Origin of the sequence: Nocardioides sp. NPDC059952 (assembly GCF_042730435.1) — a bacterium.
Lineage (GTDB): Bacteria > Actinomycetota > Actinomycetes > Propionibacteriales > Nocardioidaceae > Nocardioides.
This window is the reverse complement of sequence record NZ_JBHWLY010000064.1, coordinates 1-12,263: the sequence shown is the minus strand read 5'-3', so window position 1 is coordinate 12,263 and position 12,263 is coordinate 1. Positions and strand designations below refer to the sequence as shown.

The 12,263-nt window shown below is 70.4% G+C and carries 8 protein-coding genes and 1 riboswitch; of the genes, 1 reads left to right on the top strand and 7 read right to left on the bottom strand.

Annotated features, from left to right (window positions below; genetic code table 11):
- Position 1: 1 nt before the first annotated feature.
- Positions 2 to 161: riboswitch (FMN riboswitch) on the bottom strand.
- A 50-nt stretch (positions 162 to 211) separates the two neighbouring features.
- From rpe to ACFV9G_RS23035, 4 genes are all read right to left on the bottom strand, one after another.
- Positions 212 to 880 (bottom strand): ribulose-phosphate 3-epimerase, encoded by a 669-nt coding sequence (gene rpe / locus ACFV9G_RS23050; protein WP_378730286.1) that lies wholly within the window; start codon positions 878 to 880, stop codon positions 212 to 214.
- Between the two features lie 28 nt (positions 881 to 908).
- Positions 909 to 1,529 (bottom strand): HAD family hydrolase, encoded by a 621-nt coding sequence (locus tag ACFV9G_RS23045; protein WP_378730284.1) that lies wholly within the window; start codon positions 1,527 to 1,529, stop codon positions 909 to 911.
- 125 nt (positions 1,530 to 1,654) lie between these two features.
- On the bottom strand, positions 1,655 to 3,784 hold the full coding sequence (locus ACFV9G_RS23040; RefSeq protein WP_378730282.1) for an alpha/beta fold hydrolase: 2,130 nt from the start codon (positions 3,782 to 3,784) through the stop codon (positions 1,655 to 1,657).
- Between the two features lie 74 nt (positions 3,785 to 3,858).
- Positions 3,859 to 4,959, bottom strand: coding sequence for a class I SAM-dependent methyltransferase (locus ACFV9G_RS23035; RefSeq protein ID WP_378730280.1), 1,101 nt, complete (start codon positions 4,957 to 4,959; stop codon positions 3,859 to 3,861).
- 131 nt (positions 4,960 to 5,090) lie between these two features.
- Here ACFV9G_RS23035 and ACFV9G_RS23030 point away from each other — a divergent pair, with 131 nt between their 5' ends.
- Positions 5,091 to 7,805, top strand: a complete 2,715-nt coding sequence (locus ACFV9G_RS23030; RefSeq protein WP_378730278.1) for an ATP-binding protein — start codon at positions 5,091 to 5,093, stop codon at positions 7,803 to 7,805.
- A gap of 20 nt (positions 7,806 to 7,825) precedes the next feature.
- Here the strand turns inward: ACFV9G_RS23030 and ACFV9G_RS23025 are convergent, their stop codons facing one another.
- The 3 genes from ACFV9G_RS23025 to ACFV9G_RS23015 all read right to left on the bottom strand — a co-directional run bounded on the left by ACFV9G_RS23025 (position 7,826) and on the right by ACFV9G_RS23015 (position 12,074).
- Positions 7,826 to 8,944 carry a sterol desaturase family protein gene (locus ACFV9G_RS23025; protein ID WP_378730276.1) on the bottom strand — a complete coding sequence of 373 codons (1,119 nt, stop codon included), beginning with the start codon at positions 8,942 to 8,944 and terminating at the stop codon, positions 7,826 to 7,828.
- Positions 8,945 to 9,008: 64 nt separating this feature from the next.
- Positions 9,009 to 10,514: an acyl-CoA synthetase gene (locus ACFV9G_RS23020; protein ID WP_378730274.1), complete on the bottom strand. Its 1,506-nt coding sequence runs from the start codon at positions 10,512 to 10,514 to the stop codon at positions 9,009 to 9,011.
- Positions 10,515 to 10,523: 9 nt separating this feature from the next.
- Positions 10,524 to 12,074, bottom strand: coding sequence for a long-chain-fatty-acid--CoA ligase (locus tag ACFV9G_RS23015; RefSeq protein WP_378730272.1), 1,551 nt, complete (start codon positions 12,072 to 12,074; stop codon positions 10,524 to 10,526).
- Positions 12,075 to 12,263 lie beyond the last annotated feature (189 nt).

The following is a 12,263-nucleotide window of genomic DNA, read 5'->3' as shown; positions in this document are numbered from 1 at the left end:
GCTGCGTGCGTCTTCCCATCCGGACTTTAACCGTCGGTGCAGGATTTTCACCTGCTCAACCGATGACTGGCTGTCATCGGGTCGCGGACTTCTAGGCCAAAGATCTACACAGTGGTCCAGTCACCGCCGGCTCGGAATTTCACCGACCCCAGAGCACGCGAGCACAAGCTCGTCTACGACAAGTGTGCCACACGAGTGGCACGAGACCGGATCAGGCGTCGAAGGCTGAGACGGCCTTGTCCCGCAGCGCGTTGACCATCGCGTCCGGGTCGTCGGCCGAGTAGACGGCGGAGCCGGCGACGAAGACGTCGGCCCCGGCCTCGGCGCAGCGCTCGATGGTCTCCAGCGAGACGCCACCGTCGACCTGCAGCCAGGTCTCGACACCGTGCTTGTCCATCATCGACCGCGCCCGGCGGATCTTGGGCAGCACCAGATCGAGGAACTTCTGCCCGCCGAAACCGGGCTCGACGGTCATCAGCAGCACCATGTCGAGCTCGGCCAGAATGTCCTCGTACGGCTCGATCGGGGTCGCCGGCTTGAGCGCCATCGAGGCGCGGGCTCCCTTGGCGCGGATCTCGCGAGCCAACCGGACCGGGGCCTTGGTGGCCTCGACGTGGAAGGTCACCGAGCCGCAGCCGGCCTCGACGTAGGCCGGCGCCTCGCGGTCGGCGTTCTCGATCATCAGGTGGGCGTCGAGCGGCGTGTCCGTCGACCGCGCGATCGCCTCCACCATCGTCGGCCCGAAGGTCAGGTTGGGCACGAAGTGGTTGTCCATCACGTCGACGTGGATCCAGTCGGCACTGGGGATCCGGGCGACCTCGGCCCCGAGGGCGGCGAAGTCGGCGTTGAGGATGGACGGAGTGATCTGGATGTGGCCCACGGAAGGCACCCTAGATGACCCGGAGCGGTCAGAGGGCAGCCAGGTCGGCGGACGTCATCCCCTCGAGCGTGTCGCGGAAGACCCGGCGCTCGCCGGGGGCGACCGGGACGTGGTTCTCGATGACCAGGACGGTGCAGCCGGCGGCCTCGGCGGAGCGGGCGCCGGTGTTGGAGTCCTCGACGGCGACGGTGTCCTCGGCCGCGACGCCGAGGGCCGCGGCCGCGGTGAGATAGGGCTCGGGGTGGGGCTTGCCGTTGCGGACCATGTCACCGGTGACGATCACCTTGAAGGTGCCCTCCGGCAGGTGCTTGAGGATGGGGCCGACGAAACGGGCGTACGACATCGTCACCAGCGCACACGGCACGCCCTGCTCGAGCAGGTCGGTGAGCAGCTCCCGCGCCCCAGGCCGCCACGGGACCTCCTTCTCGACCCGCTCCACCACGCCGTCGAGGAGCATCTCGACGATCTCCTCGGGTTCGTGCGGAAGACCCATGCCCTCCTTGACCAGCCGCGCCGACTCGATCAGCGCGTTGCCGACCAGCTCCATCGCCTGCTCCTCGGACCAGGTCGCCCCGAAGCGCTCCGCGATGGCGTACTCCGTCGCGATCCAGTAGGGCTCGGTGTCGACCAGGGTGCCGTCCATGTCCATCAGGACCGCGGCCGGGAAGTGCCTGGACGAGCTGCTTGGTGCCTGAGTGGTGTTCAGCGGAGCCTCCGTGGAGCGAGATCGAGGAGCGATTGCTGGCTCAACCTTAGGGCGCTCGCGAGCCCCGGTCAGAGCAGGTCGGCGATCAGCGCGGCGGCGCGATCGGCGCCGTCGGCCTCCACCGGCCGGCTGAGGGTCCCGCGGCCGATCTCGTCGGCGATCGCTCGCGCGAGCGTGTCGGGGGTGAGGCTGTCGTACTCGAGACAGCGGCCGGCGCCGTACTGCTCGAGCCGGTGTCGGACGTGGATGTTCTGCTCGAAGTGGTGGCGCAGCGGCACGTAGATGAACGGCGTGCCGGCGGCGGCCAGCTCCATCGTGGTGGTCAGACCACCCTGCACCAAGGCCAGGTCGCAGGCGGCGAGGAGCCGGTAGAGGTCAGGGACGAAGCCGAGCACCTCGAGGCCGGGACGCGGCCGTACGACGCCGGTGTCCAGGCGAGGGCCGGTCACGACGATCATCCGCAGGTCCGGCACGGCGGCGCGAGCGGCGTCGTAGGTGTCCTCCACCCGGCGGAGCAGATCGCTGCCGACGCCCGATCCGCCGACGGTGGCGACACACACGCGCTCGTCGGGGCGCCAGCCGACCTCGGCGCGAAGCCGTGCCCTGTCGGCGATGGAGCCGGGGTCGATGCCGGTGACGTAGCCGCTGAAGTCGTAGTGCTGGGCGGTCCACGACGAGATCTCGGGCAGGTCGTCGCCGAAACGCCCGGGCACGACGTCCCTCGGGTTGCCGACGAAGATCGCTCGGTCACGCAGGCGCGGATGGCGCTCGACGTGCTCGACCATCTCGGCGTTGTAGTCGGCGGTGACGATGCGGGTCCGGTCGTCGTCATCCGGCATGGGGAGGAAGCCGACGAAGTCGGTCAGCCACACGTACCCGAAGCGCTTGAGCTCGGGGTTCTCATGGAGAAAGTGGTCGACGTCCCACGCCTCGTCGCCGATGACGAGGTCGTAGTGCTCCTCGCGGACGACGTCGTCGAAGACCATGAAGTTGTTGACGAGGATCTCGTCCATGCGCCGGATCGCCTCGAAGACGTGCAGGTCGTGCTCACCGGACTCCTCCTCGATGTGGCGCGACTCGTTGGCGAGCCAGCCGCTGGCAGGGTGGACCCGCTCGCCGGCGGCCTCGAGCACCCGGGTCACCGGGTGCTGGGCGAGCCAGTCGACCTGGATGTCCCCGTGATGCCCGCGGAGGGCCTGCGCGATCGCGACGTCGCGGCGAGCGTGACCCAGGCCGATCGGCGAGGAGAGGTAGAGGACCTTCTTCGGCCGGTGCGAGGCGCGCACCCAGGTGTGGCTCACCGGCGGCCGGGGGTGGACCGCGTCGGCGAAGTCCTTGATCACGTGATTGATCTTGACGGGGTCGCGGCCCACGGGGCCGTGACCGCTGCCCTCGAGCAGCATCAGCGACCCTCCGGTGAGCTCGACGAGGCGCTCACTGATCGCCACCGGTCGGATCTGGTCGTCGGTCCCGTGGATCGCGAGGACCGGGCACCGCACGCGGCCGCAGATCTCCTCGACGGAGGCGCACGTCACCCCGTCGCACCCGAGCCGTGCCGCGGTCGAGTCGGCGATGACCTGGGGCGTCGTCTCGTGCGCCCAGGCGATGCAGTCCTCGATCTGCTTGGTCGAGTGCGGCTCGGGAAACATCTTGGCGAAGAAGAACTCCAGGAAGTCGTCGTAGCCGCCCTCGAGCCAGTGGTTCCGGTTGTACTTCGCCCATCCGTCGGTCGTGTCGAGACGAGCGTCCCAGACGAACGCGTCCCGCTCCTGGACGATCGGGAACCCGCAGGCCGCAGCGATCGCGATCAGGCCGGCCACCCGGTCCGGGTGGTCCGCGGCGAGGTGCAGGCCCCACGTGACCCCGCACGAGAGCCCCACGACGACGGCGCGGTCGGTGCCGGTGGCGTCGAGGACAGCGAGGGCGTCCGAGGCGTACGCCTCGTTGGTGTACGCCGCGGCGCCCTCCGGCCGGTCGGACCTGCCATTGCCGCGGCCGTCGAAGGTCACGACCCGGAAGTGCCGCGCCAGGTAGCCGATCTGCACCTTCCAGAATCGGGCATGGATGATCGTCCAGGTCGGCATCAGCAAGATGGTGCGGTCGCCCGCACCTTCCCTCGCTGCGCCGTAGACCTCGTAGTGGACCTTGATGCCGTCGGTCTCCACATAACCGTCGGCGTCGGGCTCGCGTGCCCTCATGGCCCCAGTGTCCCCCGGCCGGGCCTGGTCGCGCCGGACTTCGGCCGGGGGACGGAGCGAGGCAACCGTCTCGGTCACGGCCGGACCTCGTAGACCCGGTTGAACGGGGTCTCGGAGACGCTCTCGAACCGGTTGAAGCCGGCCGCGATCGTCACGTCGCGGATCCGGGCCGGGCCGGCCTGGGTGCCCAGCGCCAGTCCGACGTCCTGGGCGAGGGAGCTCGGCGTGCAGAGCAGCGTGGAGAACCCGTAGTAGGCGCGGCCGACGGGGCCGAAGTTGTCCTCGACACGGTCGCCCGCGATGGGCTCGACCACCATCCAGGTGCCGTCCTCGGCGAGGGTCTCCCGCACGTGCCGCGCCGCGCCGACCGGATCACCCATGTCGTGGAGGCAGTCGAACATGGTGACCAGGTCGTAGTCGCTGCCACCGAACACGGAGGCCGGGGCCACCTCGAACCTCACCCGGTCCGCCACCCCCGCGGCCGCGGCGCGCTCACGGGCGGTCGCGATCGACGCCTCGTGGTAGTCCCACCCGACGAAGCGGGAGCTGGGGAAGGCCTGCGCCATCAGGATCGTCGAGGCGCCGTGGCCGCAGCCCACGTCGGCGACCGTCGCTCCGCGCTCGAGCTTCTCCACGACGCCGTCGAGCGCGGGAAGCCACTCGGCGATCAGGTGGGCGTTGTAGCTCGGACGGAAGAACCGCTCGCAGCCGACGTGGACGTCGGCGTCGTGCTCGTGCCATCCGTAGCCGCCGCCGTTGCGCGCGGCCTCGAGGATGTGCGAGGTGTCGTGAACGGTGCCGAGCGCGATCTGGAACATCCCGGGCAGGAAGGCCGGGCTGTCCTCGACGGTCAGCGCCACCGCATGCTCCGGCGGCAGCGCGTACCGGCCGGTGGCCGGGTCGTAGGTCACGTAGGAACCGGCAGCCTGGGCGTTCAGCCACTCCCGGGCGTACGCCTCGCCGGTGGCGGTCCGCCCGGCGAGCTCGGTCGGGGTGCTCGGCCCGTTGGCCGCGAGGTCGCGGTAGTAGCCGAGCTTGTCGCCCATCACCACCAGAGCGGCGTTGAGCGTCGCGCCGACCTCGTCCACCGCGCGGAAGACGAAGGCCATCAGCTTGTCCATGTCGATCTCGACCTCGTTCGTGCCCGGGGTCATGGCGTCATCAGTAGTGGTCATGTGGGAACGCTAGGAATGCTCGCGACGTCCTCGCGTCAGGTGCCCCACCTAGTCCTGGCCCGGGTCCCCAACACTGGGTGGACTCGTTAGAGCCGCGGACCGGCACCGGCGCCGGCTCCTAGGCTCACCACGTGCTCATCGGACGGGAGACGGAGCAACGGATGCTGGACCGGCTCGTCGCCGGTGCCAGGATCGGGCGCGGTGGCGCCCTCGCCGTCACCGGCGAGCCCGGGGTCGGCAAGACCGCGCTGATCGATGACGCGCTCGACCGCCTGGAGGGTGTTCAGGTCCTGCGCGCGACCGGCACGGAGGCGGAGAAGGACCTCGCTTTCGCCGGGCTCCACCTGCTGCTGCGTCCGGCGCTCCACCTCCTCGACGCGCTGCCCGAGCCGCAGGAGGCAGCACTGAGCAGAGCACTCGCGCTCAAGGCAGGGACCGCCGGCGACCGGTTCGCCATCGGCGCCGCCACCCTCGCGCTGCTGTGTCGGTATGCCGAGCAGGCTCCGATCGCCGTGGTCGTCGACGATCTGCAGTGGCTCGATCGGCCATCGGCGGAGGCGCTTGCCTTCGCCGCCCGCCGGATCGACGCGGACCCGGCCGTCGTCCTGCTCGCCGGACGGTCCGGAGCGTGCGACGACCTCGTCGGCGGCCTCGACGTGCTCGAGCTGTCCGGTCTCGACGCGGCGGCGGCCGGCGACCTCGTGCGTGCCCTCGAGGTCGCTCCACCCACCGACGAGCAGGTGGCCAGGCTGTTCACCGCGACCGGCGGCAACCCGCTCGCCCTCCTCGAGCTCGCCCGAAACATCGAGCTCCTCGATGACCGTGCCCCGGGACTCCCGCCCGCACTGCCCGCCACTCTCACCGCCGCCTTCTCCCGGCGGCTGGCCGAGCTCGACCCGGAAACCCGGACCGCCCTGCTCGCTGCCGTGGTCGCCAACGGCGACCTCCACCGCACGGGCGAGGTCTGCAGACGGCTCGGCCTCGACGTCTCCGGCCTCGGTCCCGCCGAGCGGGCCGGGCTCGTCGTCGTGACGGGCAGCCGCGTCGACGTACGCCACCCGCTCGTGCGCGCGGCCGTCTACAGCGAGGCCGACGAGTCTCTGCGCCGGGTCGTCCATCTCGCCGTCGCCGACCTGCTGCCCGACGACGCCGAGCGGCGGGCGTGGCACCTGGCGGAGGCGACCTGGGGTCCCGATCCAGAAGTGGCCGGCCTGCTCGAGGCCGCCGCCGACAGCGCGAGCGCCCGTACGGCGTACACCGTCGCGAGCACCGCCTACGAGCGGTCGGCGCGGCTGAGCACGGACACCGACCGGTGGCACGTCATGCTGTGCGCGGCGGCAGAGGCGGCGTGGACCGGAGGGCTCCACGACCGTGCAGTCGCCCTCCTCGACGAGATCGAGACCCAGCCCGTCCCGGAGCGCACCCGCTCGCGCACCCTGCGGATCCGCGCCCAGATCGCTGCCCGCAGCGGTTCGGTCGCCGACGCCGTCCGCATCCTCGAGCGCGCGGCGCCCGACGCGCCCACACCCGACGACACCGTGTTCCTCCTTGCCGAGGCGCTGCACGCTGCCTTCTACCTGGCCGACGCGGCGGTGTCGACGCACCTCACCACGTCGCTGACAGGCGCGGTCGCAGCCGCGGAGTCGCCGCGCGCTCGCGCCATCGGGCTCGCCGCGACAGGGATGGCGAAGGTGCTCAGCGGCGAGGGCGGGTTGGCGGAGATCCAGGCGTCGGTTCCGCTGCTGGCCGCGCACGCCGACCCGGTCGAGCACCCCGAGGCGCTGCCGTGGCTGCTGACGACCCCGTTGTTCCTCCGCGACGCCGAGACCGGTGCCGAGCTGCGCCGGATCGTCGACGACGTGCGCTCCCGCATGGGCGTCGGCCTGCTGCCCAACGTGCTGTTCCACGTCGCCCGGGACCAGGCGACGTCCACCGCCTGGTCCCGGGCAGCAGCCAACTACGAGGAGTCGATCCGGCTCGCCCGGGAGACGAGCCAGGGTACGGACCTCGCCATGTCCCTCGCCGGACTGGCGTGGCTCGAGTCCCGACAAGGTCGGGGCGACGCCTGTCGGGAGCATGCGACCGAGGCAGTCCGCCTGTGCACCCAACGGGGCATCCGGATGGGCGAGGCCTGGTGCCTCTACGCCGTCGGCGACCTCGAGCTCGCGGCGGGCGACCCCCGAGCCGCCACAGAGACGTTCCTCGACCTCTCGCGACGGCTCCAGGAATGGGGCATCGCCGACCCCGACCTCTCCCCCGGCGCCGAGCTGGTGGATGCCCTGCTCCGCCTCGGCCGCCCCGCCGAGGCGGAGGCCGAGGCGCGTGGGTACGCGGCCGCGGCACGCACGAAGGGCCGACCCTGGTCGGTCGCGCGGGCGCACCGGGCGTTGGGAACCGTGGCGGACCATCGGTCCTTCGACGCGCACTTCGAAGCGGCCATCGAACATCATGCGGAGACCCGTGACCTCTTCGAGGCCGCGCGGACCCACCTCGCGTACGGCGGTCGGCTCCGGCGGGCAGGACGCCGGGTCGATGCCCGCGCACACCTGCGCACGGGGCTCGAGTCCTTCGACGACCTCGGGGCCGAACCGTGGGCCCGGACCGCCGCGGCCGAGCTGGAGGCGACAGGCGAGAAGGTGGCGCGACGGGAGGCGTCGGGAGCGGCGTCCCTGACCCCGCAGGAGCTCCAGGTCTCGCTGCTCCTCGCCGAGGGCCGCACCACCCGTGAGACCGCGGCCGCGCTCTTCCTCAGCCCGAAGACCGTCGAGTATCACCTGCGGAAGGTCTACATGAAGCTCGACATCCACTCCCGCGACGAGCTTGCCGAGCAGGTCCTCGGCTCATGAGGGTCTCTGCTGGATCCACGTCAGCGGACGTACTCGTCGAAGGTGCGCTGACCGAGGAACGGGGCGACGTGCTGGGCGAGGATGCCGACGGGGACGGTCTCGCGCTTGAGGACGCCGTACTCCTCGGGCCAGCTGCCGTCGCGGGGCAGCTTGAAGGAGCCCATCAGCATGTCGATCACCGGCAGGTGGATGGCGTAGTTGCGGTCCCAGTAGTCGAGGTGCCGGGCGTGGTGCCAGTGGTGGTAGCGAGGCAGCACGATCAGGTACTCGAGAACGCCGAACCGGATGCCCAGGTTGGCGTGCGCGACGACCGCCTGGATGCCGACGAGCACGGCGTACGCGTTGACGACCGAGGTCGAGAAGCCCAGGAACAGCAGCGGCAGCAGCACGATGCTGCGCGTCAGGACGGTCTCGACGAAGTGCACCCGGGAGCCGGCCAGCCAGTCGAGCTCGGGGCTGGAGTGGTGCACCGCGTGGAAGCGCCACAGCACCATGATCCGGTGGTAACAGCGGTGCAGCACCGCCTGGGCGAGGTCGGCGAGGAAGACCGCGAGCAGGAAGGCTGCCACGAACGGCAGGTCCTGGATCCAGGCCTGCACGCCCGGCACCTTGACCGTCGCGACCACCAGCGAGGTCGAGGTGGTGACCAGGATCAGGATCAGTTGGACGAGCACGTGGCTCATGAAGAAGTAGCAGGCGTCGGTGCGCCAGCCGGGCCGGAAGACCGGCACCGGGCGGCGGGCGAAGGCGTGCTCGAGCGGGATGAAGACCAGCGCCGAGAAGAACAGCGCGAGCACGAACCAGTCCAGGCCGAGCGAGAACGGGGTGTCCTTCACCGGGCCGTCGAAGGGGACCTCGGTGCCGCCGAGGAGCACGGCCACGGTCGCGGTGCCGACGCCGACGAACGCCATCCGCTTGTGCTGGTCGCGCAGCACCGCGATCGTGCCGGCGAAGAAGGCGGCCGCCAGGCCGACGAGCAGCAGCGTACGCGCGAAGTCCTCGGTATAGATGGCACGGAACTCGCGGCTGGTGAGCAGCTCGGGGAAGTGGAAGCAGAGCACCGTCGCCAGGCTCAGGACGCCCAGGAAGCACGAGGTGGCGGGAGCGAGCAGGTGGTGGCGCAGCAGGGACGTGGACATGGCAGAAATTCTGGCCGCCGGTGCGCCGTCGCCGCCTGAGTCCACGTACTCAACTCTCGCCGAGTCATGCGAGCAGGCGGCGCTTGACCATCTTCCCCGTGGGAGTCCGCGGCAGCGAGTCACGGAAGTGGATCTCGCGCGGGACCTTGTAGTGGGCGATCCGGTCGCGCGCGTACGCGGTCAGCTCCTCGGCGAGCTCGGGCCCGGGCTCCGTCCCCGGGGCCGGCTGGACGAAGGCGGCGACCCGCTCCCCCATCTCCTCGTCGGGGACCCCGATGACGGCGATGTCGGCGACGGCCGGATGGAGGCTGAAGAGGTCCTCGATCTCCTGGGGGTAGATGTTCACGCCACCGCTGATGATGGTGAACGCCACCCGGTCGGTCAGGTAGAGGAAGCCGTCCTCGTCGAGGTAACCGACATCGCCGACCGACGTCCACGAGGCGTGCTCGGGGTGCTTGGCGGCGGCGGTCTTCGCGGTGTCACCGAGGTAGGCGAAGCTGCGGTCGTTGCGCTCGAAGTAGATCGCACCGACCTCGCCGGGTCCGACCTCACCTCCGTCCTCGCCGACGATGTGCGGGACGCCGATGATCGGGCGGCCGACGGAGCCGGGGTGCTCCAGCCAGGTCGCCGAGTCGATCGCGGTCGCGCCCATGCCCTCGGTCGAGGCGTAGTACTCCTCGATGATCGGCCCGAACCACTCGATCATCCGGCGCTTGACCTCGACGGGGCACGGCGCGGCCGCGTGGACCACGCACCGCAGCGAGGCGACGTCGTAGGAGAGACGTACGTCCTCGGGCAGCTTGAGCATCCGCACGAACATCGTCGGCACCATCTGGGTGTGGGTGACGCCGTAACGCTCGATCGTGGCCAGCGCCTGCTCGGCGTCGAAGCGCTCCATCATCACCAGCGTGCCGCCATAGGCGTGCACCACACCGCCGAACCGCAGCGGCGCCGCGTGGTAGACCGGCGCCGGGGAGAGGTAGACCGAGGAGTCGTCGAAGGCGTACGTGGTCCCGAAGACGAGCGGGTAAACGTAACCCGGCTCGCCGACCGTGATCTCCGGCAGCGGTGACCTGATCCCCTTCGGGCGCCCGGTGGTGCCCGAGGAGTAGAGCAGATCGTCGCCGTGGGACTCCTCGAGCGGCCCGGCACCGGCGGCCGCCAGCGCCGCCTCGTAGGAGGCATGGCCGGCGACCTCACCGCCGTAGGCCAGGCGGTGGGCCACGTCGACCTTCAGGCTCGCGACCGCGGGGACGTCTGCCGAGACCACCAGCGCCTTGGCGCCGCAGTCGGTCACGATGTAGGCGACCTCGTCGGCCGAGAGGTGGCTGTTGACCGCGGTGACGTAGAGCCCTGAGCGAAGCGCCGCCCAGTAGACCTCGTACGCCTCGGGCCGGTTGTCGGTCAGCAGCGCGACCACGTCGCCGCGCCGCAGCCCCGCGGCGTGCAGGTGTCGCGCCAGCCGGAGGCTGCGGTCCTCCAGCTCCTGATAGGTGAGCACCCGTCCGGAGCCCGCCATCACGATGGCGGGCTTCTCGGGTGTGCGTGCGGCCCAGACCCCGGGGAACACGGTCCGCCCTCAGTCCTGGGTCCGCAGCTCGGTCTTGCGCACCTTGCCGCCGGCGTTGCGCGGCAGCACCTCGAGCACGACGAGGTCCTTGGGGAGCTTGAACCGGGCCAGCCGCGTGGTCAGGAACTCGTTGAGACCCTCCAGGTCGAGGCGCTCGCCCGGCTTGAGCGCCACGTGAGCCACCGGCACCTCGCCCCACTTCTCGTCTGGACGGCCGACGACGGCCGCCTCGATCACCGACGGGTGGGCGTGGATGGCGTTCTCGACCTCGGCGCTGTAGATGTTCTCGCCGCCGCTGATGATCATGTCCTTGGCCCGGTCCACGACCCAGACGAAGCCCTCCTCGTCCTGGCGGACCAGGTCGCCGGAGTGGAACCAGCCACCGACGTACGCCTTCTCGGTGGCCTCGATGTTGTTCCAGTAGCCCTGGGTGACCGAAGGGCCGCGGTAGACGATCTCGCCGACCTCCCCGACGGGCACGTCGTTCATCTCGCCGTCGACGATCCGGTACTGGATGGTCGGGATCGGGCGTCCGACCGAGCCGAGCTTGCGCAACGACTCCTCGCCGCGCAGCACGCAGGTGATGGGCGAGGTCTCGGTCTGGCCGAACACCGCGACGTTCAGCGCGGAGGGGAACGTGTCGGCCATCGCCTTCAGCAGGGTCTCGGAGGCCGGGGCGGCACCCCAGGAGATGATCCTCAGCTTGAGATCGCGCTCCTTGATGCCCGGCAGCGCGCAGATGGCCTGCCACTGCTGGGGCACGTTGAAGACGACGGTGGCGCCTTCACGCTCCCAGGCGTCGACGACCTCGCCCGCGTCGAAGGCACCGAGGGGATGGATCACGCTGGGGATGCCGAGCAGGAAGTTGGCAGCGAGCGAGCCCAGGCCGGCGATGTGGAAGAACGGCGCGGTCATGAACGCGATGTCGGACTCGTCACCGAGGTCGTTGCACCGGATGCAGGTCAGCGCCTGCATCTGCATGTTGTGATGCGTCAACATCGCGCCCTTGGGCTTCCCGGTGGTGCCCGAGGTGTACATGATCAGCGCGACCGAGTCCTCGGAGATGTCGCCGAGCTCGATCGGCTCGCTCGCCTCGACCAGGCTCTCGTACGTCTCCATCCCCTCGGCCTCACCGATGACGATCCTCGTCTTCAGCGCGGGCGCGAGGCCGGCGGTGGCCGCCGCGAGCGGCGCGAGGAGCTGCTCGGTCACGATCACGGTCGCGCCGCTGTCCTCGACCAGGCCGGCGATCTCCGGCGGAGCCAGTCGGGCGTTGACCGGCACCGCGATCGCACCGAGGCTGTTGATCCCGAAGACCGCCTCGACGAACTCCGGCCGGTTGAGGGTCAGCAGGATCACCCGGTCGCCCTGCTGGACGCCGCGCTCGCGCAGCGCGCCGGCGAAGCGCAGCGAGCGCTCGTGGAGCTGCTTCCAGGTGGTGTCCACCCCGAGAAACCGCAGGGCCGTCGCATCGGGCCGCATCACCGCATGCCCGGCGGTCTGGCTCATCCAGTGGCTGCGGAACGTCCAGGCCGGAGCCTGCGTCACTCGGTCGCTCATCGATCTCCCTCTCCCAGTCGGAACCTTGATGTGGGTTCCGTCACAGCATTTTTTAATACAGATTCATATTCGAGCGCAAGGGTCATCTCGAACAAGGAGTCCGCGCCGAGTCGGCTCGTCCTGACCACAAAGACAGCCGAGTCGGCTCGTCCTGACCACAAAGACAGCCGAGTCGGCTCGTCCTGACCC